Origin of the sequence: Phytobacter palmae, from assembly GCF_039409775.1 — a bacterium.
Taxonomy (GTDB): domain Bacteria; phylum Pseudomonadota; class Gammaproteobacteria; order Enterobacterales; family Enterobacteriaceae; genus Phytobacter; species Phytobacter palmae.
In genome coordinates this window covers 24760-49014 of the sequence record NZ_JBCIVJ010000011.1, presented here as the reverse complement: position 1 = coordinate 49014, position 24255 = coordinate 24760, and the positions used below count along the sequence as shown (strand labels likewise).

Sequence of the window (24255 nt, the reverse complement as noted above, 5' to 3'; positions counted from 1 at the left end):
CGGCCTCCTTAGCGCGCCAGTGACGGAACATCGACCCAGCGGCGCTCTTTCCAGCTTTGTAGCGCCAGTTCAACCAGTTGCACTCCTTTTGCCCCTTCCAGCAGATTCCAGCGGAAGTCGATTTCACCATGAACGTGGCGCAAAAAGAGTTCCCACTGCACTTTGAAGGCGTTGTCATAGATGGTGGTATCGGGTACTGGCGCCCAGTCTTCGAAAAAGTCATGTGTCTGGCGAACATCCGGGTTCCAGATCGGTTTCGGGGTGTTCACGCGTGATTGCGTCAGGCAGTCGGTCAGGCCGGCTACCGCAGAACCGTTAACGCCGTCCACCTGGAAAGTCACCAGATCATCACGGCGCACACGGACGCACCAGGAGCTGTTGATCTGCACGATGGTGCCATTATGCAGCTCGAAGGTGGCGTAGGCGGCATCATCAGCGGTGGCTTTATAGGCGTTCCCCTGCTCATCAAAACGTTCAGGTATATGGGTCGCGCCCAGGCAACTGATACTTTTGATTTCGCCAAACAGGTTGTCGACGACATAACGCCAGTGGCAGATCATATCGAGGATAATGCCGCCGCCATCTTCCTGCCGATAGTTCCAGGACGGGCGCTGGGTCGGCTGCAAGTCGCCTTCAAACACCCAGTAGCCAAATTCACCGCGTACCGATAAGACCTGACCAAAGAAGCCTGCCTGGTTGAGCATCTGTAGTTTGCGCAGCCCCGGCAACCACAGTTTGTCCTGTACGACGCCGTGGCAAACGCCCTGCTGCTCTGCGTAGTGATAAAGTTCGACGGCCTCAGACAGGCTGACTGCTACCGGTTTTTCGCAGTAAATGTGTTTACCAGCGGCGATGGCTTTTTTCAGTAATCCCGGGCGCGCCTGCGTCGTGGCGGCATCAAAAAAGATGGTATCGTTCGGGTTAGCCAGCGCCGCATCCAAATCCGTCCCCCAACGACTGATACCGGTTTGTTTCGCCAGTGCGGCGATTTTTTCTTCATTTCGGCCAATCAGGATTGGGTCAGGCATTAGTCTGTCGCCGTTCGCCAGCTCAACGCCGCCTTGTTCACGAATTGCCACGATGGAGCGGATCAGATGCTGATTTTTACCCATCCGCCCGGTTACGCCATGCATGATGATGCCAACGGAAATTGTTGCCATTGCTGTGCCTCGTAATTAAAAGTGGGATTTGTTCAGGCCGCCGTCGACATCAATAATCTGACCGACAGTGAAAGGTAAGTTGCCGTTTGCCAGCGCATCGACGACCACGGCAATGTCCGTCGGCTGACCCCAGCGTTTCATCGGCACCAGACCGCCGCCGATCAACTGGTCATATTTCGGTTTCACACCGCTGGTCATGTCAGTTTCGATGATACCAGGGCGAATTTCATAAACACCGATGCCTTCTTCCGCCAGGCGCAGTGCAAAGAGTTGCGTCACCATGCTGGCGGCTGCTTTTGATACGCAATATTCGCCACGGGAAATCGACAGGCTGTGGGCGCTGCAAGAAGTAATATTTATGATTGAGCGATGCTGGTCGCTTAATTCGCCCTGCCGGAGCATGACGCGCGCGGCTTTCTGGCAAAAAAAGAACATTGCCCGGGTATTAACGTCCTGGCAGAACTGGTAATTTTCCGGCGTAACCTCCAGCAGATCACCGCGCTGTTTTGCCGCCGTCCCGGCGTTGTTGACGACGCAATCCAGCCGCCCCCAGCGTTGTAAAATGGTGTCCAGCATCCCTTGCTGGAGATTTAAATCTGAAACATCCCCAGGTAACGCCAGAGCTTCGATGCCAAATTGTTCTAATTCCGCTACCATGGCTTGTTGTCGGGTGCGACCTTCTTCGTTATCGCGTCCGTTAATTGCGACGTGAAACCCGGCTCTGGCAAGCGCCAACGCGCATGCTTTACCAATTCCCCGAGTCGAGCCTGTCACTAATGCTACCGGACGTTGCGAATGGATCATGAGCATACTCCCTGATGAGTGCTAAAGATTTCAACTAATCAGTTGAAACTATGAAAGCAGTATAGAAAGAGAGAAAAATTAAATTCATGATCGACTTCTCAAAATCAACCAACTGGTTGATTTATTTAAAACTACAATTAAAACAATAAATTGAATGGAGGATCTATGAAAGGGGAAGCCAGAATAAAGCGCAGGCATGATCCAGATCTCACAAAAAGCCTGATCCTTGATGCGGCTAAAAAGGAGTTCGCTGAGAAGGGTTTTGACGGGGCGAGGATTGATCAGATCGCCGCGACGGCAAACGTGAACAAGCAGCTGATTTACTATTACTTCGAGAACAAGGATACGCTGTTTACCCATGTGTTGCAGGTCGCATACCAGGATATCCGTACCAAAGAGGCAGCACTGGAGCTGGATCATCTGCCTGCCCGCGACGCGGTACTTGAACTGATGGATTTTACCTGGCGCTACTACCTTGAGAACCCGGAGTTTATCCAGTTGCTCAACAGTGAAAACCAGCTCAAGGCACGCCACCTTAAGGAAGTGGATACGATTGTCCCCATCAACAGCAGCTGGCTTTCAATAACTCAGCGCATTCTGGAACGCGGTCAGCAGGATGGGACGATCCGCCCAGGTATTGATGCGATGCAGCTAAACATCACAATGTCAGCGCTGGGATTTTTCTATCTGATTAACCAGTCGACGTTGTCGATCATCTATCAGCAGGATCTTAAGCGTCCGGAAGCGCTGGCCACAAGGCGGAAGGTCATGCGCGAAACGATCGCCTGTTGGCTGGCGCCGGGGTTGCTATCATAAAAAAAGCAGGGTCGATTGACCCTGCTTTTATGTTACTTCACAACACGCAGCGATGGACGTCCGCCGCGTGGTGGGGGATCATCATCCGGATCGTTATCGTCCGTATGATCGGGTTTGTCGCCATCAATAACCGACATCACCGTCTCACTGTCCGGCTGAGAGGTTTCGTCGTCGTCATTCACCGTGGTTACGTCTTCATCATAAGCCGTTTCAGGCTCAAACATCGTACCCGCGCCATTTTCACGGGCGTAGATGGCAAGAACGGCGGCCAGCGGCACAGCCACCTGACGCGGAACGCCGCCAAAGCGCGCGTTAAAACGCACTTCGTCATTCGCCAGTTCAAGATTACCCACGGCTCGCGGCGCAATGTTCAACACGATTTGCCCGTCACGCGCATACTCCATGGGCACGCGCACACCCGGCAACGTTACGTCCACGACCAGATGCGGGGTGAGTTGGTTATCGAGCAACCACTCATAGAAGGCCCGCAACAGGTAAGGACGGCGCGGTGTCAGTTGCGACAAGTCCATTCGATTAACCCCGGCCCAGGCGCATTTCGCGCTCGGCTTCTGTCAGAGACGCGAGGAATGAATCGCGCTCGAAAACACGGGTCATGTAGCCTTTCAGCTCTTTCGAGCCAGCGCCGCTGAGTTCAATACCCAGAATCGGCAAACGCCACAGCAACGGTGCCAGGTAGCAATCCACCAGGCTGAATTCATCACTCAGGAAGTACGGCTTCTGACCGAATACCGGAGCAATCTGCATCAGCTCTTCACGCAGCTGACGGCGGGCGTTATCGGCCTGCGCCCCGCTGCTGGACATGATCACTTCCATCAGCGAGTACCAGTCTTTCTCAATGCGATGCATGTAAAGACGGCTTTCACCACGCGCAACCGGATAAACCGGCATCAGCGGCGGATGAGGGAAACGCTCATCCAGGTATTCCATGATAATGCGTGATTCCCACAGAGTGAGTTCACGATCGACAAGGGTCGGTACGCTTTGATTCGGGTTGAGGTCAATCAGATCCTGAGGAGGATTATCCTTTTCCACGTGCTCAATTTCGAAGCTGACACCCTTTTCTGCCAGCACGATACGGACCTGATGGCTATAGATGTCAACAGGACCAGAAAACAGCGTCATTACCGAACGTTTGTTGGCAGCGACAGCCATGAAAACCTCCAGGTATATTCAGTATTTTTACTGCTACCAGTCTTACTTTGACCGGCGAGATGTTAGTAAGCCACCCACGCGCACAGTCACTCTCGTTTAAAAATCAAACAAAAAATGAACAATCCCAGGCATTTGGGCAGAAAATTGGATGATAGTTTACCAGATTTTGCGGGCTTTGTGGTGAGGGGATTCTGGAAATGCTGAAAAAGAAGAGAGAATCAACCCATTGCTGTGGATAACGTGATTTTTATCCATAAAAAAACCCGGTAGAAACCGGGTTTTTCGCCAATCGTTCTGCTTTCGCAGAAAGCAATTAACGTTTGGAGTACTGCGGACGGCGACGTGCTTTACGCAGGCCGACTTTCTTACGTTCAACCTGACGAGCGTCACGAGTGACGAAGCCAGCTTTACGCAGTTCAGAACGCAGTGACTCGTCGTACTCCATCAGAGCGCGGGTGATACCGTGACGGATCGCACCAGCCTGACCAGAGATACCACCACCTTTAACAGTGATGTACAGATCCAGTTTCTCAACCATGTCGACCAGTTCCAGCGGCTGACGAACTACCATGCGGGCAGTTTCACGACCGAAGTACTGTTCCAGAGAACGCTGGTTGATTACGATTTTACCGTTGCCCGGTTTGATGAACACGCGAGCGGCGGAGCTTTTGCGGCGACCAGTGCCGTAGTATTGATTTTCAGCCATTGCCTATAATCCCGATTAGATGTCAAGAACTTGCGGTTGCTGTGCCGCGTGGTTGTGCTCGTTGCCAGCGTAAACTTTCAGTTTACGGTACATAGCACGACCCAGCGGGCCTTTTGGCAGCATGCCTTTAACCGCGATTTCAATCACACGCTCAGGACGGCGGGCAATCATCTCTTCAAAGGTCGCTTCTTTGATACCACCGATGTGGCCGGTGTGGTGGTAGTACATTTTGTCTTCGCGCTTGTTGCCAGTTACAGCAACTTTTTCTGCGTTCAGAACGATGATGTAGTCACCAGTATCAACGTGCGGAGTGTATTCCGCTTTATGCTTACCGCGCAGGCGACGTGCCAGTTCAGTAGCCAGACGGCCCAGAGTTTTACCTGTCGCGTCAACAACATACCAGTCGCGTTGTACGGTTTCTGGTTTAGCTGTAAAAGTTTTCATTAAAAGCTTACCCAAATAATAAGTTACACGTTGGTGAACACCCAAACGTTTAGTCAGTTGAGGTTCACACGACATTGTCCAGCAAACCTACCCCTTCGAATAGCCTATGCCGGCGCAGAGAAAGTTTTGGGAAAAAAACCTTCTTGTAACGTGGGGTCGCAGGATTATAGAGAAGTCGGGGTCAAAGATCGACCCCTATTTGTGATTTGGATAGGGGTTTTTCAGGGTTTGGGAATATGCGCTCTGATACCCTCGCCCCCTCTGCCAGGGGGAGAGTGACATTTATGGCATATGCTGACGCTTGAGGTACTCTTCGCTCTGCATCTCCTGCAGACGCGACAGGCAGCGCTGGAACTCGAACTTCAGCCGCTCGCCCTGGTAAATCTCGAACAGCGGAACCGCCGCGCTCACCACCAGCTTCACATGCCGCTCGTAGAATTCATCCACCAGCGCGATAAAACGCCGCGCTTCATTCTCCATCAGCGTTGTCATGACGGGGACCTCAAACAGCATTACGGTGTGATACAGACGAGAGAGCGCAATATAGTCGTGTTGACTACGGGCATCCACACACAGCGTGGCGAACGACACCGCCAGCGTCTGATTTTCCACCCCCAGCGTCACCAGCGGACGGTGATTGACTTCTAATACCGGAGAATGAGTACGTTTTGCCCCTGCCAGCGCTTGCCAGAGTTTATCCATCTGCTGCTGCGTCTCTTCATTTAAGGGCGAAAGCCACAGGTGTGCCTGGGTCAGGGTGCGCAGACGATAATCCACACCTGCATCGACATTCATCACATCGCAGTGCTGCTTGATGGCATCAATAGCCGGCAAAAAGCGCGACCGTTGCAACCCGTTACGATAAAGTTCGTCCGGTGGAATATTCGAGGTGGCGACCAGCGTAATCCCTCTGGCGAAAAGTGCCTTCATTAACCCGCCGAGCAACATGGCGTCGGTGATATCCGACACGAAAAATTCATCAAAACAGAGCACATCGGTTTCAGCTTTGAAACGGTCGGCGACAATCTCCAGCGGGTCACTATGCCCCTGTAGTTGGGTTAGCTCCTCATGCACACGCAGCATAAAACGGTGGAAATGCAGACGCTGTTTCCGCGCCCCCGGCAGGCTTTGATAAAAAAGATCCATCAGCCAGGTTTTACCGCGCCCGACGCCCCCCCACATATAAAGGCCGCGGATGGGAGTCTGCGTGGCGGGCTCACGCTTGCCCAACAATTTGCCAAATCTCGCCATCAATCCACCGCTTTGCGGGGCGGATTGTTCTTTGGTCACAATCTGCTGGTAAATGAGATCAAGACGGCTAACAGCTTCTTTTTGCACATCATCCGGTTGATGGCTACCCTCGTTGAGGGCATTGAGGTAACGCGATGTCGGGGTAAGGCTCTGCATGGTGTTATCGTTATTCCTTGAAAATCGATCCTGCCCACAGGGTTGGCGAAAAAAAGGTCGTTCTACCCTACGCGATGCCGCGTCGGGATTCCACTTCTGCGCGAATAGCGGTTATAGTGGCATAATCAGGCGCAGGCAAGGAGCTTGCAGCTATTACCCTACGGAACCATAAGACAATGGGAGAAGTACATGACCTGGGAATACGCGCTAATTGGGTTAGTCGTCGGCGTCATCATTGGTGCTGTGGCCATGCGTTTTGGAAACCGGAAATTACGCCAGCAACAGGCAATGCAGTACGAGCTGGAAAAAAATAAAGCAGAACTTGAAGAGTACCGTGAAGAGCTGGTCAATCACTTCGCTCGCAGCGCAGAACTTCTCGATAATATGGCGCATGATTACCGCCAGCTTTATCAGCACATGGCAAAAAGCTCCAGCAGCTTACTGCCGGAAATGTCTGCTGAGGAGAACCCTTTCCGTAACCGTCTGGCGGAGTCCGAAGCGGGCAACGATCAGGCGCCGGTGCAGATTCCTCGCGATTATTCCGAAGGTGCCTCCGGCCTGCTGCGCGGCAATGCAAACCGCAAATAATCACTATATTTCCGCATTTTTAACGGGCGCACAGGTTGCGCCCGTCTTGTCTATATAATCACAGCTATTATTTAGTTATTAACCTCATTGTTACCCGATTGAAATTTCAATAACATCAAACTGTTTTGCATCGTTTTCCCTTTCACTTTAGGTTGCGAGAGCCAGCATCAATGAAGAAACAAACCCAGCTGTTGAGTGCGTTAGCGTTAAGTGTCGGGTTATCTCTCTCGGCACCCATCCAGACTATGGCTGCGATGCCATCACAGGTTCCAGGCCAGGGAGCGGTTCCCAGCCTCGCGCCAGTGCTGGAAAAAGTTTTACCTGCCGTGGTGAGCGTGCAGGTGGAAGGTACAGCGGTACAAGGACAAAAAGTCCCTGATGAACTGAAAAAATATTTTGGCGACGAACTGCCCGAACAGCAGCAGGCTCAGCCTTTTGAGGGGTTGGGTTCCGGGGTCATTATCGATGCTGCAAAAGGTTACGTGCTGACGAATAACCACGTCATTAACCAGGCGCAAAAAATCAATGTCCAGCTCAATGATGGTCGCGAGTTTGAGGCCAAACTGATTGGCGGCGACGATCAAAGCGACATTGCGCTGTTGCAGCTACAAAACCCCAGTAACCTGACGCAAATCACTATCGCCGATTCCGATAAATTAAGGGTGGGTGACTTTGTCGTGGCAGTCGGAAACCCATTCGGACTGGGGCAAACAGCGACATCCGGGATTGTTTCTGCGCTGGGTCGAAGCGGACTTAATCTCGAAGGGCTGGAAAACTTTATCCAGACAGATGCCTCCATAAATCGTGGTAACTCCGGCGGCGCACTGCTGAACCTGAACGGTGAGCTTATTGGTATCAACACCGCAATCCTTGCACCGAGCGGCGGCAGCGTCGGTATCGGTTTTGCCATACCCAGTAATATGGCACAAACTCTCTCTCGCCAGTTGATTCAGTTCGGCGAAATCAAACGCGGTCTGCTGGGTATTAAAGGTACGGAGATGAGTGCTGATATTGCCAAAGCCTTTAACCTGAATGTGCAACGCGGCGCCTTTGTCAGCGAGGTATTACCAAACTCAGGCTCAGCGAAAGCAGGCATTAAATCTGGCGACGTGATTGTCAGCCTTAATGACAAGCCGCTGAATAGCTTTGCCGAGCTGCGTTCGCGCATTGCAACGACGGAACCGGGCGCAAAAGTGAAGTTAGGCATCCTGCGTGATGGCAAACCGCAGGATGTTGAAGTGACGCTGGATAAAAGCACTTCATCTTCCGCCAGCGCGGAACTGATCTCCCCGGCACTGCAGGGCGCCTCGTTGAGTGATGGTCAACTCAAAGACGGGACAAAAGGTATCAACATTGAGAACGTCGAAAAAGGCAGCGCGGCCGCTCAGGCAGGCCTGCGTAAGGATGATGTCATTATTGGCATTAACCGTACACAGGTACAGTCCATTGCCGAGCTGCGCAAGATCCTTGAAACTAAACCGTCAGTAATTGCCCTGCAAATCATCCGTGGCAATGAAACACTCTATTTATTACTACGTTAAGCAAATGCGATCCCGGATATCACCGCTACATGTGATGTCCGGAAAACTCGTGCTATGCTGCTGCGACTCCCTAATGACGACGCCCGCATCATGTTTTTGAAGCTCCTACGCTCGGTGGCAATTGGTTTGATGGTTGGTGGCATTATCCTCGCCGCCCTGCCTTCGCTACGCCAGCATAATCCGCTAACCACAACGCAATTTGACAGTACCGATGAAACGCCCGCGAGCTATAATCCGGCGGTTCGCCGCGCTGCGCCCGCAGTGGTCTATGTCTATAACCGCAGTATGAATACGTCATCGCATAATCGCCTGGAAATCCGTACCCTCGGTTCCGGTGTGATCATGGACCAACGCGGCTATATCGTTACGAATAAACATGTTATCAACGATGCGGATCAGATTATCGTTGCCTTGCAGGATGGCCGCGTTTTTGAAGCGCTGCTGGTAGGTTCAGACTCCCTTACTGATCTGGCAGTACTGAAAATTAACGCCACAGGCGGACTGCCGGTCATTCCGATCAATCCACATCGTGTACCGCACATTGGTGATGTGGTATTGGCGATTGGTAACCCATATAACCTGGGGCAAACCATTACCCAGGGGATCATCAGCGCCACCGGGCGAATTGGGCTGAACCCTACCGGCCGACAAAATTTTCTGCAAACAGATGCCTCTATCAACCACGGTAACTCCGGCGGTGCGCTGGTGAACTCGCTGGGGGAGTTAATGGGGATCAACACACTCTCCTTCGACAAGAGCAATGATGGCGAGACGCCGGAAGGCATTGGCTTCGCTATCCCCTTCCAGCTCGCGACGAAAATCATGGATAAGTTGATTCGCGATGGTCGGGTGATCCGTGGCTATATCGGCATCGGCGGGAGAGAAATCGCCCCCATGCATACCCAGAGCGGCGGTATCGATCAGATTCAGGGAATTGTGGTCAATGAAGTCTCGCCTGATGGTCCGGCAGCCCGGGCAGGTATTCAGGTAAATGATGTTATTGTCAGCGTAAATGGTAAGCCTGCGGTCTCTGCTCTGGAAACCATGGACCAGGTCGCGGAAATCCGTCCTGGCTCAGAAATCCCGGTAGAAGTGATGCGTGATGATAAGAAACTGAAATTGCAGGTCACAATCCAGGAATATCCTGCGACCAACTAACAGCAGTAAAAAACCGGAGTCCAATGAACTCCGGTTTTTTTTGCGCATCTCTGGAGGCAAACGGCGCACCAGACGACGGCGGCTATTTACTTATTAACGAAATCTTCGCCGAGTTGAATATCTTTTTTCAGGGTTTCCAGCATCCCTTCCAGCGCCTGCTGTTCAAAGGCGCTTAATTTTCCAATCGCCTGGCGTTCTTCAATACCATTTTTACCTAACAGCAGCGGCTGAGAGAAGAAGCGGGCATATTGGCCATCACCTTCAACATAGGCGCATTCAACCACGCCTTTTTCGCCCTGCAACGCACGCACCAGTGACAGGCCAAAGCGTGCGGCAGCCTGGCCCATGGAGAGTGTTGCAGACCCGCCACCTGCTTTCGCTTCGACCACCTCAGTGCCCGCGTTCTGAATACGTTTTGTCAGATCGGCAATTTCCTGCTCAGAGAAGCTGACACCCGGGATTTGCGACAACAATGGCAGAATAGTAACGCCCGAATGTCCGCCCACGACCGGCACTTCAACCTCGCCCGGCTCCTTACCTTTCAGCTCAGCCACGAAGGTATTAGAACGAATGATATCCAGTGTCGTTACACCGAACAGTTTATTTTTGTCATACACACCGGCTTTTTTCAGCACCTCTGCCGCAATCGCCACCGTAGTGTTAACCGGGTTAGTGATTACGCCAATACAAGCTTTAGGGCAGGTTTTTGCAATTTGCGCGACCAGGTTTTTCACAATGCCGGCATTCACATTAAAGAGATCGGAGCGGTCCATACCCGGTTTACGCGCGACGCCAGCGGAAATCAGAACCACATCCGCACCGTGCAGAGCGGGCGTTGCGTCTTCTCCAGAAAAGCCTTTAATTTTTACATCTGTAGGAATATGGCTGAGGTCAACAGCAACCCCAGGGGTTACAGGAGCGATGTCATAGAGAGAGAGTTCTGAACCTGAAGGCAGTTGTGTTTTAAGTAGTAGAGCTAACGCCTGGCCGATGCCGCCAGCTGCGCCGAGGACTGCAACTTTCATCATAAACTCCTTATTATGGTTAGCTAAATATTTTGTTACTCCATTGCGGCGACCTTAATTCACCCTGATAATTATGGCAACGAACCAGCCAAAATTCTGCGGCATGGCACGCTTTTAAAATATTATAATGGGCATTTGTGACCGTCAGACCGGCAAACCAAGCAACTAACATTGAGAGTTTACAATATAGCGCTGATATCCATCTAAACAATATCATTTCAGTAACATTTATTTTACTTTTGCTTGAATTTGCGACACATGACACAGTGGGTTCCCATAACGTAATTTGATAAAATTCTCGCAAACAATAAGAAAATTTGAGTTATTTCCATAGCAGATTATTTGCATAAAAATTCATCCATGTGCATAATAATGTAGTTTTCACGGCCTTAATACGGGTGACTTATGCGAAGCTCGGCAAAACAAGAAGAATTAGTTAAAGCGTTTAAAGCGCTGCTTAAAGAAGAGAAATTTAGTTCTCAGGGAGAGATTGTTCTGGCCTTACAAGAACAGGGCTTTGACAATATCAATCAGTCTAAAGTGTCCCGTATGCTGACTAAATTCGGTGCTGTGCGTACGCGCAACGCCAAAATGGAGATGGTTTACTGTTTGCCTGTCGAAATGGGCGTCCCAACCACCTCCAGCCCGCTCAAAAATCTGGTTCTTGATATCGATTACAACGATGCCGTCGTTGTGATTCATACAAGCCCAGGCGCTGCGCAGTTGATTGCACGCTTACTGGACTCGCTGGGCAAAGCAGAAGGTATTCTGGGCACCATTGCCGGTGACGATACCATTTTCACTACCCCGGCAAGCGGCTTCACGGTCAAAGAGCTTTACGAAGCTATTCTTGTACTTTTCGAACAAGAGCTTTAATTCATTCCCCCCGGTTTCGTGCCGGGGAAGAACGTCTCTGTCGGGCTCCTCTCTCTTCCTCCCTTGTTTTTAACACAATGTGCGAATTTCCTTCGCATTCCATTCACGCAATGAATGTTTTCGCACAAAAAATCAAAATCACGCATTTCATTGATTTTCATAGATAAAAAAATCAAAGAAGATTATGAACCCCCGTTTTTTATGCCTTTTTGACTATAAAAAAAGGTTTCTTTACCACTTACTTACAATGGCAATAATTAGCTCAGTATTAATTTTACACGTTATTAGTGTATACTTGATTTTGTGATGAGGGTCACGAAACAAAGCCCTCAGGAATTACGATTCGACGAGGTAAACATTATGAAAATCAAATCAACTGTAGCAACTCTCAGCATCCTTTCTGTTCTGTCATTTGGCGCATTTGCGGCGAGCTCTATTGATGCTGACCAGGCGCAAAACCGCCAGTCATTAGGCACCGTCTCAGTCGGCGGCGTTGCATCATCCCCCATGGATATGCGTGCAGAACTGAACAAAAAAGCGGATGAGCAGGGTGCGTCTTCTTATCGCATCATCGAAGCACGTACAGGCGATAGCTGGCACGCCACTGCTGAGCTGTATAAATAATTAACCGACTACCCTATGTCATCATCGCTCAACGGCACCAGGAATAAAAATAGCGGTATAAACCTTCTCGCCGTTGAGTATTGAGGAGAAAGACAATGAAACGTAACGTAATCATCGCAGCCCTTGGTTTAGCTTCACTGATCTCATTTGGCGCCAGCGCAGCTACCCAACTGTCCGATAATCAAACGCAAAATATGCAGGCCATGGGCTCCATTTCGGTTTCCCAGACCGCAAGCTCTCCAATGAGCATCCGTGATGAACTGTCTGCGAAGGCGGATGCGGCTGGTGCGAAAGCCTATCGCGTGACCGAGCTCCAGGAAGGTGATACCTGGCACGCAACGGCGGAACTCTACAAATAAACCCTCGTCGTCTACTCCGACGACTTGCCCCCGCCTGTCGGGGGCTTTTTTATGGGCTGCATTAACGCACGTTAAAACGCAACTGGCCTTCCAGCTCTTCCTCTGCTTCATCAAACAATAGAATTAGCGCGCCGAAACGACGCCGCTGCGTTTCGTTAAGATGAATGAACTCAATTTCAACCGGCAATGGCAACTTTTCCGTGACCACTATCCATAATGAATCCAGATCGGTAATGCTGACTCCTTCGAGAGCAAACCGGCGGGAAAATTCACGATAGAACGTATTTTGAGTGTCTATTTCAGCAAAATCGAAGGTAGAGATATTCATTATCCGCCATCCAGACCTGTCGGGTGGCTTACGCCACCCGTTGCATTACAAGCCCCCAAGATGCAGGGTTTTGACTTCCATAAACTCTTCAAGCCCCAGAACGGAGCCTTCCCGCCCGAGGCCGGACTCTTTTACGCCGCCAAATGGGCCAAGTTCAGTGGATACCGCACATTCATTAATACCAATCATCCCACTTTCAATTGCCTGGGAGACGCGAAATACGCGGGATAAGTTTTGGGTGTAAAAATAGGCTGCCAGGCCAAATGGCGTTGCGTTAGCGCGCTGGATGACTTCATCTTCGGTCGTAAAGCGAAAACAGGCGGCAACCGGGCCAAAAGTCTCTTCATTCGCCAGCTTCATGCCATCGCTGCAATCACCCAGCACAGTGGGTTGCCAGAAATTTCCCCCCAGCATGTGCGCTTTACCCCCTGCCAGAATCTTCGCCCCCTTAGCGACGGCATCTTCAACGTGTTCACGCACTTTCTCCACCGCAGACGCTTCAATAAGCGGGCCGACGACTACGCCGTCGTCAAGACCGTTCCCGACCTTGAGGGCATTAACCGCCTCTGCCAGTTTCTGGGTGAAGGTGTCATATACCGATTCATGAATATAGAAACGGTTTACGCTCACACATACTTGCCCGGCATTACGGAATTTGTTGGCAATGGCTCCTTTGACCGCCGCATCAATATCGGCGTCTTCAAAGACGATATAAGGCGCGTTACCCCCGAGTTCCATCGAGACTTTCTTCATGGTTTCCGCCGCGTTACGCATCAACGTTTTGCCCACGGCGGTAGATCCGGTAAAGGAAATTTTGCGCACATCATGGCTCGCCATGATCGCGTCGCTGATCTCCGATGTATTCCCGGCAACCGCATTTAGCACACCGTCGGGTACACCCGCTTTTTTGGCCAGCGCCAGGAGCGCAAAAGCACTCAGCGGCGTGTTATTGGCAGGTTTAATCACCCCCGTACATCCTGCGGCTAACGCAGGTCCCAGCTTACGGGTCAACATTGCCATCGGGAAGTTCCAGGGGGTTATCGCTGCCACCACGCCTATCGGTTCGCGGGTGGCAAAAATACGCGATCCGGGTTTTATCGGCGGAATAATTTCGCCATTAGCACGTTTCGCTTGCTCGGCGAACCATTGGATAAAGCTTGCAGCATATTCCACCTCACCTTCGGCTTCTTTTAACGGCTTGCCCTGCTCGGTGGTCATAAGCCTTCCCAGCCAGCTTTTGTTTTCAATAATCAATTCGTACCAGCGATAAAGGATGGCAGAACGCTCTTTTGCAGTTTTCGCACGCCAGGCAGGAAAAGCCCTCGTCGCTGCGGCGATAGCGGCTTCGGTCTCTTTTTTGCCGGCTTTCGCGACTTTTACAATAACCTCGCCAGTTGCCGGGTTCAGTACGTCAAATGTCGTGTCCAACGATTTCCAGACACCATCGACAAGATAGCCAGTCTGGAACAGTTCGCTGTCCTGCAATGCCTGCGTTGTCATTTGTCCTCCTGATCTGTGATTAACAAAAGCTCCTGTAAAGTATAGCCATAAAAAAACCGACGCTTCTGGCGTCGGTTTCGGCTCTAGCTGCTGGTTAGCGCATGCTGATATTTGTGTAGCATCCCGGTAAGTCGTTTTACCGGTTCTGTCACCTGTGGCGGCGCATCCCAGTGGTGTAATTTCTCCTGATAGACCTCCAGCTCCTCCAGCAACTGCGAGAAATAACGCCGTCGTTTACTGTCCGAACCAGCAGATATGACACTATCTGCCGTACGGCGAAGCTGTCGATGGAATGCAGAGAGATCATCATTCACCGGCACAGGCGCATCACGTAAACGCTGATGAGCGATGATTAATGTCAGCGCCAGGCGGAATTTCGCCACATCGCCAGGAAATTTATTCAACAATAAAAATAGCTGCTGGTAGAGCGCAGGCAGATGGTTCTCTTTCCGTCGCGCGCTGTTGGTTGTCATCGCCGAGACGGCCGCCGAGACAAACTGGTTGAGCAACATACGTCCGGTTCGTGCCTGCGAATTATCCCGCACCAGCAAAATGACGATCAGCGCCAGCCCACAGCCGATAATTTGCCCAAGCGCATTATCAAGAAATTGACTGAATTTAAAGGTCATCGGGTTATCAAGCACAATGATGTTGATGGTACTTGCCAGCGCCCCCAACGATCCCAGCCGCCGTTTCTGCACCTCGACACCGGCAAAAAAAGCCAGCACAGCCAGGCTGATACAGAGCAACAGCATGCTCTGCTGCGTCGAGGGAATAATAAACAGAAAATAGAGCGCACCGACCGGCAGGGCGACCAACGTACCTATCAGAAAATCCATGGCCACCATTTTCGGATTTGGCAGACGCATTGCCAGCGACGTCACCACAGCGATCATCACCATGGTTCCACTACCGGAAGTCCAGCCACTCCACAACCAGAACAAAGTTCCTAACCCGCAGGATAAGGTGGTACGCCAGAAGTTGACCATCGCATGATGGCGCTCCGCCGACGCCGGTTTTATGACCACTTCACCACGGAGAACCTCTTCTTCCGTCGCACTGATTTTGGTGTTGCTCACCACGCCGCGTTTGAGCAGTAGATACCGCGTTGCCGCACCGACCCAGCTGTAAATGGTGACAGGTGTTTCTCGTTCACCGGTCCAGGCAATCACCCGGCGCATCCGCTTCATTTGTCTGTGAACATCCTGGACGGTTTCTACAGGTTCATCAAAAAGCTCACGAAACGTGTCGGTAATCAGCTCGGGGCGCGTATTCTGGATCAGATACGTTTCACACGCCTGGGTAATCAGCGTCAGCGACAAGGTATTGATCGCAGTCAGACGACGGTTGGCACGCCCCCAGCGCGAGGACTCAATTTTAAGATTGCTGCGCATACCTTCAAGGGCAGTCGTGCGACGCACCAGCGCTCCCCATGCTTTATCCACACTTTCGGGATCGCCATGTTTAATGCACATCTGCATTAACTGGTATTGGGCCACCAGCAGGCTATCCAGCTCGCGGTCAATCTCGCGTTTGATCGAACGGGGAGAAAACAGCAAATCTGCCGCGATGGCGCAGACGATACCGATTACGATTTCACTGCAACGCTCAACGGCAAACTGGGGTGCCAGTAGCGGCTCGCTCTGGATCGTTACAACAATGATCAGCGCCGTATAGCCCGCCAGCCCCCAGGCATAAGAGTTCTCCACCCGGACGAGCGAAGAAAGCCAGGTACAAAACCCCGCCCAGATACAACACACCGCCAACATTAAGAATGGAGCGCGGATCATGGCGATAATGATGGTCAGAGCGGCGATACTACCAATAAAGGTACCGATAATACGCAGCATACCGCGATAACGAATTGCGCCCGACCAGGGTTCTCCCCCGGCAGCAAAAGCCGGTCCTGCCGCCACAATCGCTGCCGTCAACACCGCCCAGCGCGGTGTTTCCAGTTGAAAGTGAAAGCCGACGAACAGTGCCAGTACGATAGCGCACGCGAGTTTTAGCGCGAAGCGAACGTGGTAGCTGGCGATGGAAAACATAGCCATAATGATTAACCAAACTCACGCAGGCGATGAGCCAGTTTGCGGAAGAAAGAGTCGTGGCTCTCATCGCGATCGGTTTGACCTGTTACCACAACCGTGGCCGTCGTGCCTGCAGGCCAAAGATTTCCCTGCTGCTCATCCAGGCGAATACGTACCGGCACGCGTTGCGCCAGACGTACCCATTCAAGGTTCGAGTCAATCGTCGCCATACCTTTACTGTCATTGCTGCTGCTGGCGTTGGTCACACCGGCGGCCACACTCTCCACCGTGCCTTTCAGAACGCGGTTGCTGCCCAGCGGGGTAATTTCAGCGCGGAAGCCCGGATGAACGCCTTCGAGCTTGGTCTCTTCCATATAGGCCTGAACATAGAAGGAGTTCTGTTTGACCAACGCGACGGCAGTTGAACCACGGGTAATGAACTCACCGGCATAAACATTCAGATTGGTAATCCAGCCATCGGCCGGGGCGCGAATCACGGTACGTTCCAGATCCAGTTTTGCCAGATCACGAGTGGCCTGCGCTTTTGCCAACTGATGTAATACTGTCTGCAGAACGTTGTTGGCCTGCTCTATTTCTTCGCGGGACATCGCCTGAACGCCAAGCTGGTTACGGCGGCCCGCCTCACGGCGCTTTTCGCTTTCCAGCGCCTGATAGTAAGCGACATCGGCTTCGGCCTCTTCCAGCGCTTTCTGATAACGCGGCTGATCGATGGTAAACAGCACCTGGTCTTTTTTTACCAGTTGGTTATCGTGGACGCTGACTTCGGTAATTAAGCCGGCAACGTCAGGAGCGATAGCGACCACATCGGCACTAAAGCGCGCATCGCGTGTCCAGGGGGATTCGGTGTAGTACACCCATGCACGGAAAATAGCGATAAAAGCCAGGATAACCAGCGCCAGGGTGATGGCGGTACGAAAGAGATTTCTTGTTAGTGTTTTCACTTCTACCTCAAACAAACAGACGCGACAGCAGGTAAAACAAGCAGCAGTAGAGCGCGGTATTGAACAACGCCGGATGCCAGACAAAATCGTAGATCCCGGTCGGGATCAGCATGCGGCGCACCAGCCAGAAGATCGCCAGTGACAAAAGCAATTCAAAAAAAATCGGTGGGAACGACAGACCGAACACCACGATAACGGGAAACAGACTCATGTTGACCTTGATTAGAGAGAATGCAGGCGACAATATTTCTTATACGCACCGCAGCGGAGCAGGAAGCAAGGCGAGATCGGCACGTTAATTATTCAGCAAATAGTATATTAACGTAACTGTTATGCTGTTATCTATATTATGTGATCTAAATCACTTTTAAGCCAGAGTGAATAATGGAACGACTGAAACGCATGTCGGTATTCGCCAAAGTGGTGGAACAAGGTTCATTTACTGCCGCGGCACGGCAATTACAAATGAGCGTGTCATCCATCAGTCAAACGGTGGCGAAGCTGGAAGATGAACTACAGGTAAAGCTGTTAAACCGCAGTACACGAAGCCTTGGGCTTACCGAAGCCGGGAAAATTTACTATCAGGGTTGCCGACGCATGCTGCACGAAGTGCAGGATGTGCATGAACAGCTTTATGCCTTTAATAACACGCCCATTGGAACATTGCGCATTGGTTGTTCTTCAACCATGGCGCAGAATGTTCTCGCACAGATGACCGCCGCGATGCTGAAAGAGTACCCCGGTTTATCGGTCAATCTGGTGACAGGCATTCCTGCGCCGGACCTCATTGCCGACGGGTTGGATGTGGTCATCCGGGTGGGCGCATTGCAGGATTCGAGCCTGTTTTCGCGGCGCCTGGGGGCGATGCCGATGGTCGTCTGCGCGGCCAAAAGTTATCTGGCGCAATATGGTATTCCGGAAAAACCCACGGATCTGGTGAACCATTCATGGCTGGAATACAGCGTCAGGCCCGATAATGAATTTGAGCTGATAGCTCCGGAAGGTATTTCCACTCGCCTTATCCCCCAGGGCCGCTTTGTAACCAACGATCCAATGACCATGACGCGCTGGCTTACCGCCGGGGCCGGGATCGCCTATGTACCATTGATGTGGGCGATCAATGAGATCAATAACGGGACGCTGGAGATCTTGTTTAGCCGCTATCAGTCCGATCCACGTCCGGTCTGGGCGCTCTATACGGAAAAAGACAAACTGCCGCTAAAGGTGCAGGTCTGTATTAACTATCTGACGGATTATTTTACCGAGGTCGCAAAGCTGTATCAGGGGATGCAGGGGCGGGGGTTGTGAACCCGGTTGCGGCATAAATGCCTTAACCGGGCTACATGGACATAGCCCGGTTAAGCGCTGACGCTCCCGGGCCACTCATAATAATTATGCCGTACCGCCGACGGTCAGGTTGTCCACTTTCAGCGTCGGTTGACCAACGCCCACCGGCAGGCTCTGGCCTTCTTTACCGCAGACACCCACGCCGTTATCCAGTTTCAGGTCATTACCCACCATGGAAATCTGCTGCATGGCTTCAATGCCCGAACCAATCAGGGTCGCCCCTTTCACCGGCTTCGTGACCTTCCCTTTCTCAATCAGGTAGGCCTCAGAGGTAGAGAACACGAACTTACCCGAGGTGATATCTACCTGGCCGCCGCCAAAGTTCGGCGCATAAATACCAAACTCGACCGATTCAATGATCTCCTGGGGCGTCGATTTCCCTGCCAGCATATAGGTGTTGGTCATACGCGGCATCGGCAGATGCGCGTATGACTCGCGGCGTCCGTTACCGGTTGGTGCAACGCCCATCAGACGGGCATTTAACTTATCCTGCATGTAGCCTTTCAGCACACCGTTTTCAATCAGCACATTGTACTGACCCGGTGTACCTTCATCGTCGATAGAGACGGAACCACGGCGATCGGCAATGGTGCCATCATCCACAACAGTACAAAGTTCCGATGCTACCAGCTCGCCCATGTGGCCACTGAATACTGACGTGCCGCGGCGGTTAAAGTCGCCTTCCAGGCCGTGTCCGACCGCTTCATGCAGCAATACGCCCGGCCAGCCTGCCCCCAGTACCACGGGCAGTGTTCCGGCAGGCGCCGCAACGGCAGAAAGATTCACCAACGCCATGCGCACCGCTTCTTTTGCCCAGGCATCGGCACGTACATCACCGTCGACATCCTTGAGGAACCAGTCATAGCCAAAACGACCACCGCCACCGCTGGAACCGCGCTCACGTTTGCCGTCATCTTCTACCTGCACACTCACCGAGAGGCGAACCAGCGGGCGAACATCCGCCGCCAGCGTACCGTCCGTCGCGGCAACCAGAATTAATTCATACACGCCCGTCAGACTGGCAGAGACTTCCTGCACGCGTTTATCCGCCGCACGGGCCACTTTGTCCACACGGCGCAAAATATCCAGCTTCTCTTCGCGGCTCATACTTTGCAATGGATCAATGCTGGCATAGAGTCCCTGATGCTCAACGGCGCCAAGCGTTTGCACACGGCCATCGCCCGCCTCACGCACGATGGTGCGGGCCGCCTGCGCACTCTGCTCAAGTGCCAGCAGACTGATTTGGTCAGCGTAGGCAAACCCGGTTTTTTCGCCACTTACCGCCCGTACACCAACGCCCTGGTCGATATTGTATGATCCGTCTTTGATGATACTGTCTTCCAGCACCCAGGATTCGTGATAGCTCGACTGAAAATAGAGATCACCGTAGTCGAGTCGGCGCTCGGTCAATTGACCAAGGATGGAAAATAGATCCTGATGATTCAGCCCATTTGCTGCCAGCAATTGTTCACTTACCAGGTTCAGACTCATCGTTTGCTACTCGTCGTTGCCGCCACATCGGGCAATAATAAAGTGTGATATAAGGAGCTTGAGGCAATTCGCCGACGCCGTCAAATCATTGCTTTTTATCTGTACGCGGCTGGCGTAAGACTTCATTGATTTGTGGTTTGTCTACCGGACCGGTGATGCGATAACGCAAAATGGAGACTTTATTCCACAACGGCCCCAAAACTTTACTGGCGGCAAACACCGCCGCACCGACAATCGGATTGACGGCAAAGGCTGCCGCAACACCTACCGTTGCTGAAATTTCCGGGGCGACAACCGCCTCGACATCTAATTGACGCTGTACCAGATCCACCGACCCTTTCATCGCAATATCAGCTTCCAGGCCGTCCACCAGCGTATCGTCAGTATGCAAAACACCATCTTTGATCCATGCCGCACTGCGGATAGAGTCAAAATAGAACCCTTCACTGCTGAACGTGTCGCTGAAATCGAAACGAAGCTTGCGCAGCAACGCGTCGACACTAAACAGGCGCAGCAGTTGCCCTGCGTGCCCGGTGCTGATATCGGTAATATCACCTTTGCCGAGACGGGTACGCAGAATACCGTTAAGCGACTCTTCCTGCGGCTGCCATGGCGCGCTACGCCAGTGTAAATCATAGTTCACATCAAACGGCGCATTGCGCAGTGGTGTTGAAATTCCAAAGAAATTCATCGCCGAATCGATTTTGTCGCCGTGAAGGGTGCCTTTGAGTGAGGTCCGTTCACCGCCGGTTTTATTGACCCACTCGCCATCGGCAGTGAGACGGGCAAAACCACTGTCTATCAGACCATTAGCCAGCGACAGGGTATCTCCGTTGATTGCGAAATCACCCTCGATACGGCCATATTTTTGGCCCCACAGCCAGCACTCTGCACAACGCAGTTGCAGATCCGGCCAGCCGGTGAAATCCACCTGCATCTTGCCGCGCAGCAACGTTGACGGCGAAGAGATATCGTTGTCATCCGATGCCGTCGCAGACGGGTTGTAGTAAAGGTAGCGAATCGCAGCCTGCCACGGTGCGTTATCCTGCAACGTAAACGTCCCGTTGATTTCACGTCCTTGCGCTTCGACAACTGACCCTGAGGCCTGTGGCTGCGAGACAATACTCAGGTTGTTCCATTGCTGGCCTGCCAGGGTAAGTGCCGGAGTACGCAGCGTAACACTGGCCGGGAAGGCCGTTGTATTGCTGACATTGTTGGCAACCCCCTGCCGCAACAGACCCAGCCACTGCGCGCCATTCATTGGCGGTAGATTCAGCTCAAGGCCGGCCTGTTCAGGCAGTGGTGGCATTGTGCGGCTATCTGAGGTCCAGATTGCCCTGTCGAGGGTGAGTTTCTGGTTGAGTAACCAGCGACTGTTGAAATGGTTGTTATTGCCCGCGCTGCCAGTCAGATCGAAACTGCGCAGATTACCTTCAACATTCACCTTCACCGGCAACGCCTTCCCCGCAGGCTTATCAAGCGGCGGCGGCAGACGACTGGCGATACCCGTCAAGTCACCATCAATACTAACGTTATATTTCGCCCCGGCGCTGTGCGGCAGTTCGATGTCCACTTTGCCTTTCCAGCCCATACTGCCGCTCACCGCATCACTGACTTGCTGCGGCATTACACCCGTTTTCGCCGGTTGCCAGTTGCCATTGAGATTCACCGCCACCTGATAAGCTTTCGTCCCTTCGGTGGTAGTAAAATCAATATTCACAGGCTGGTTAAACCACATAGCCTGCAGTGGCTCGCTTTTGAGATTGCCGTTAACAAAGCTGAACCCGCCCCGCAGATCTTTCACCGTACTGTTAAGCGGTTTGATGAACAGGTTATTGTGGTTGAGAACGACATCGCCTTTTGCGGTTGTCATCTCGCCGTCGAGCGGTATATCAAGATGTAAGCGAGCACTCACATCACCATCCAACTGGAGTTCATCAAGAGCTGTAGAAAGCGTATCTTTCAGTGGCGTATCTTTAAAATAGGGGCCAACCGCTTTCCCCGGCCCGTTGATATCGGCATCAATCAGCAATTTCTCTTTGAGGTAATCCGGAATGACAGCCGTCAGATTTGTGGCTTTGACGCCGCCTAATGCCACTTCATCTGCCTTCATCCACAGTCCGTCATTGATGAAATCGAGTTGAATATCGAAATTTTTCAGCGCCGGCCAGTCTGGCTGAAAGGCAAAGGTGGCATTACGTAACAGCACCAGCACCTCGAACTGCCCTTCATTGTGCTTATATGGAAATAGCCGCGGGTTACCGCCATAGACCAGCGTTGCGTTGTCAGCCTGGCCGCCCTGAATGGCCGCGCTAAGGTAATCCACTAGCGCTTTGCCCATCAGATTTTCCGGGAAGTAACGCCATGCCTGACCGCCATCGGTAACATTAATACCCGCCAGAATACCCAGCCACGGCTCGTCGCCTGCCGGCTGAAGGTAGCGGAAATTCCCCCTGGCGTGTATTGCATTCGCCTGCACGTCGATATCATGTCCATCGATCTGCAGACCGCGTTCATCGTTTTGCCAGGCAAGGGTCGCTACCCCTTTTTCTATTTCCAGCGGCGCACGGAAAACCGTGGCATAAGGCATTTTCGCCTTTGCCATTTCGACAGTAACGCGCCCATTTTCAACGCTGCCGGATAACGTACCGGAAAGGTTCTCAACGCCCGGCAGCAGTTCCCACTGCTTCCAGGAGATGTCTTTCCATCTTGCCTGAAAGCGCGTTTTTTCCGTCGCCTGTAGTGGAATATCCAGCGCCAGGTTTTCCAGCAACCCTTCCGGCGCCATAATCCGCCAAACTTTCCCCAGCTCTGGAGAAATTTTTTCGGCAATCGGCAGCATACCGTCAAGAGCATTCAGATCGAGACGACTGGCCCGGACGCGTAATTCATCACTGCGCTGACCGGTTGCCTCTCCCGTTTCCCGGGCAGGCACCCACGCAAAGGAGAGCGAGCCTTGCGGCCACGGGTTGCCATCCATAGTGATGCGTGTTGCAGGAATATCAAACTGCCAGCCCTGTTGCTGACGCAAGACGTGCGCGGTCAGGTTATCGACCAGGAGATGATGCGTGTCGTTGTCGCCCTGCCAGCTGGCGCCGCCCTTTTTAAGCCAGACATCACCACTTTCCACAACACCTTTATTCAGGGTCATCCAGCCTTCAAGACTAAAACGGGCGCTATCCAGCGCAACGTTGTCCTGCATCCATTTGTTAAGCCAGGGCTTAACGTCGATGTCGTCTGCCTGTAGCCACAGCCGCCCATTATTGAGGATGCCTCTGTCATCGCGCAGATCCATTCTTACCTGCATAACGCCGTGTTGCCCGGTCAGGCTGGACAGACTCACCTGGCCTTCTGCGCGGTGCCGGTCATTACTGTTAAGCCAGGTCAATTGCGGGATTGCGAGTTCGGCGCGCTGGCCGGAGAGAGTCAAAAAGCTCAGTCGACTGTCGCGCAGATCGAAGTGATCGAACTGGCGAAGGAACAGGTCGCTGATGCGATCTGTTTCGATCGCATTATCATCATCATTGCGCTGCAACGGGGTATTTGTGCGCACAGCTAACTGATAAAACGTGAGATCGCGGAACTGCCAGCGCATTTGTAGCAGGCTTTGCCACACGTCCAGCGCCAGGGTGACGCGTTTAACGGACAGATCGCCGCCATCTTTGAGGGTGGCTTTAACATCACGAACGTCGAGGATAGGGCCGAAATTTTCCCAACTGGCGTTCAGATGACTCGCATCAACCGCAATCCCTGTTTGTGCCTGAATTTTCGCCAGGATTTCCGGGCGCCAGCTATCCAGATGGGGCAGGACAAGGCGCAGCCCACTTACCAGCAGCGCCACTATCACTACCAGCGTCGCCCCTGTAAGCAGCAATATCCCCGGCAATCGCCTCACGCACCTCTCCTTGTCAACAAACGT

Annotated in this window: 23 protein-coding genes; 8 read left to right on the top strand and 15 right to left on the bottom strand. The window is 52.3% G+C overall.

The window, feature by feature from the left end; genetic code table 11:
• Positions 1-8: 8 nt before the first annotated feature.
• Both AAIG39_RS14480 and AAIG39_RS14475 read right to left on the bottom strand, forming a co-directional pair.
• Positions 9-1160 (bottom strand): Gfo/Idh/MocA family protein, encoded by a 1152-nt coding sequence (locus AAIG39_RS14480; protein ID WP_090083039.1) that lies wholly within the window; start codon positions 1158-1160, stop codon positions 9-11.
• A 15-nt stretch (positions 1161-1175) separates the two neighbouring features.
• Positions 1176-1964, bottom strand: coding sequence for a 3-ketoacyl-ACP reductase (locus AAIG39_RS14475; protein ID WP_343194156.1), 789 nt, complete (start codon positions 1962-1964; stop codon positions 1176-1178).
• A 165-nt stretch (positions 1965-2129) separates the two neighbouring features.
• Between AAIG39_RS14475 and AAIG39_RS14470 the strand changes: the two genes are divergently transcribed.
• Complete coding sequence (locus tag AAIG39_RS14470; protein ID WP_090083036.1) at positions 2130-2780, top strand: TetR/AcrR family transcriptional regulator; 651 nt, start codon at positions 2130-2132, stop codon at positions 2778-2780.
• 32 nt (positions 2781-2812) lie between these two features.
• Here AAIG39_RS14470 and sspB read toward each other — a convergent pair whose 3' ends face one another.
• The 5 genes from sspB to zapE form a co-directional block, all read right to left on the bottom strand.
• Complete coding sequence (sspB, locus tag AAIG39_RS14465) at positions 2813-3310, bottom strand: ClpXP protease specificity-enhancing factor (protein ID WP_090083035.1); 498 nt, start codon at positions 3308-3310, stop codon at positions 2813-2815.
• Between the two features lie 4 nt (positions 3311-3314).
• Positions 3315-3953, bottom strand: a complete 639-nt coding sequence (gene sspA, locus AAIG39_RS14460) for a stringent starvation protein SspA (RefSeq protein WP_039077427.1) — start codon at positions 3951-3953, stop codon at positions 3315-3317.
• A gap of 313 nt (positions 3954-4266) precedes the next feature.
• Complete coding sequence (gene rpsI / locus AAIG39_RS14455) at positions 4267-4659, bottom strand: 30S ribosomal protein S9 (RefSeq protein ID WP_002437466.1); 393 nt, start codon at positions 4657-4659, stop codon at positions 4267-4269.
• Positions 4660-4674: 15 nt separating this feature from the next.
• On the bottom strand, positions 4675-5103 hold the full coding sequence (gene rplM, locus AAIG39_RS14450) for a 50S ribosomal protein L13 (RefSeq protein WP_013364512.1): 429 nt from the start codon (positions 5101-5103) through the stop codon (positions 4675-4677).
• A gap of 282 nt (positions 5104-5385) precedes the next feature.
• The gene (gene zapE, locus AAIG39_RS14445; protein WP_343194155.1) at positions 5386-6510 is read right to left on the bottom strand and encodes a cell division protein ZapE; all 1125 of its coding nucleotides are present in this window, start codon (positions 6508-6510) and stop codon (positions 5386-5388) included.
• Positions 6511-6699: 189 nt separating this feature from the next.
• Between zapE and zapG the strand changes: the two genes are divergently transcribed.
• The 3 genes from zapG to degS all read left to right on the top strand — a co-directional run bounded on the left by zapG (position 6700) and on the right by degS (position 9797).
• Positions 6700-7098, top strand: a complete 399-nt coding sequence (zapG, locus tag AAIG39_RS14440; RefSeq protein ID WP_039077425.1) for a Z-ring associated protein ZapG — start codon at positions 6700-6702, stop codon at positions 7096-7098.
• Between the two features lie 170 nt (positions 7099-7268).
• The gene (degQ, locus tag AAIG39_RS14435) at positions 7269-8639 is read left to right on the top strand and encodes a serine endoprotease DegQ (protein WP_090083030.1); all 1371 of its coding nucleotides are present in this window, start codon (positions 7269-7271) and stop codon (positions 8637-8639) included.
• Positions 8640-8729: 90 nt separating this feature from the next.
• A complete protein-coding gene (gene degS / locus AAIG39_RS14430) occupies positions 8730-9797 on the top strand; it encodes an outer membrane-stress sensor serine endopeptidase DegS (protein WP_090083537.1) in 1068 nt (355 codons plus the stop codon).
• An 86-nt stretch (positions 9798-9883) separates the two neighbouring features.
• On the opposite strand, the gene mdh is transcribed toward degS, so the two are convergent.
• Positions 9884-10822: a malate dehydrogenase gene (gene mdh, locus AAIG39_RS14425; RefSeq protein ID WP_343194198.1), complete on the bottom strand. Its 939-nt coding sequence runs from the start codon at positions 10820-10822 to the stop codon at positions 9884-9886.
• 405 nt (positions 10823-11227) lie between these two features.
• On the opposite strand from mdh, the gene argR reads away from it, so the two are divergent.
• The 3 genes from argR to yhcN (AAIG39_RS14410) all read left to right on the top strand — a co-directional run bounded on the left by argR (position 11228) and on the right by yhcN (AAIG39_RS14410) (position 12681).
• Complete coding sequence (gene argR / locus AAIG39_RS14420; protein WP_039077422.1) at positions 11228-11698, top strand: transcriptional regulator ArgR; 471 nt, start codon at positions 11228-11230, stop codon at positions 11696-11698.
• Between the two features lie 360 nt (positions 11699-12058).
• On the top strand, positions 12059-12322 hold the full coding sequence (gene yhcN, locus AAIG39_RS14415; RefSeq protein ID WP_090083027.1) for a peroxide/acid stress response protein YhcN: 264 nt from the start codon (positions 12059-12061) through the stop codon (positions 12320-12322).
• A gap of 95 nt (positions 12323-12417) precedes the next feature.
• Positions 12418-12681: a peroxide/acid stress response protein YhcN gene (gene yhcN / locus AAIG39_RS14410; RefSeq protein ID WP_090083025.1), complete on the top strand. Its 264-nt coding sequence runs from the start codon at positions 12418-12420 to the stop codon at positions 12679-12681.
• 61 nt (positions 12682-12742) lie between these two features.
• On the opposite strand, the gene AAIG39_RS14405 is transcribed toward yhcN (AAIG39_RS14410), so the two are convergent.
• The 5 genes from AAIG39_RS14405 to aaeX form a co-directional block, all read right to left on the bottom strand.
• The gene (locus tag AAIG39_RS14405) at positions 12743-13009 is read right to left on the bottom strand and encodes a barstar family protein (protein ID WP_090083023.1); all 267 of its coding nucleotides are present in this window, start codon (positions 13007-13009) and stop codon (positions 12743-12745) included.
• 45 nt (positions 13010-13054) lie between these two features.
• Positions 13055-14509, bottom strand: a complete 1455-nt coding sequence (locus tag AAIG39_RS14400) for an NAD-dependent succinate-semialdehyde dehydrogenase (protein ID WP_090083022.1) — start codon at positions 14507-14509, stop codon at positions 13055-13057.
• Positions 14510-14592: 83 nt separating this feature from the next.
• Entirely contained in the window at positions 14593-16560 is a 1968-nt protein-coding gene (gene aaeB / locus AAIG39_RS14395; RefSeq protein WP_343194154.1) for a p-hydroxybenzoic acid efflux pump subunit AaeB, read from the bottom strand.
• 5 nt (positions 16561-16565) lie between these two features.
• Positions 16566-17498, bottom strand: coding sequence for a p-hydroxybenzoic acid efflux pump subunit AaeA (gene aaeA / locus AAIG39_RS14390; RefSeq protein ID WP_343194153.1), 933 nt, complete (start codon positions 17496-17498; stop codon positions 16566-16568).
• Positions 17499-17505: 7 nt separating this feature from the next.
• Positions 17506-17709 carry a p-hydroxybenzoic acid efflux pump operon protein AaeX gene (gene aaeX, locus AAIG39_RS14385; RefSeq protein WP_039077415.1) on the bottom strand — a complete coding sequence of 68 codons (204 nt, stop codon included), beginning with the start codon at positions 17707-17709 and terminating at the stop codon, positions 17506-17508.
• Between the two features lie 173 nt (positions 17710-17882).
• Here aaeX and aaeR point away from each other — a divergent pair, with 173 nt between their 5' ends.
• Positions 17883-18806 carry an HTH-type transcriptional activator AaeR gene (gene aaeR / locus AAIG39_RS14380; protein ID WP_090083017.1) on the top strand — a complete coding sequence of 308 codons (924 nt, stop codon included), beginning with the start codon at positions 17883-17885 and terminating at the stop codon, positions 18804-18806.
• A gap of 84 nt (positions 18807-18890) precedes the next feature.
• Here the strand turns inward: aaeR and tldD are convergent, their stop codons facing one another.
• Both tldD and yhdP read right to left on the bottom strand, forming a co-directional pair.
• Positions 18891-20336: a metalloprotease TldD gene (tldD, locus tag AAIG39_RS14375; RefSeq protein WP_090083015.1), complete on the bottom strand. Its 1446-nt coding sequence runs from the start codon at positions 20334-20336 to the stop codon at positions 18891-18893.
• Between the two features lie 85 nt (positions 20337-20421).
• Positions 20422-24231 (bottom strand): AsmA2 domain-containing protein YhdP, encoded by a 3810-nt coding sequence (gene yhdP, locus AAIG39_RS14370; protein ID WP_343194152.1) that lies wholly within the window; start codon positions 24229-24231, stop codon positions 20422-20424.
• Between the last annotated feature and the right edge of the window lie 24 nt (positions 24232-24255).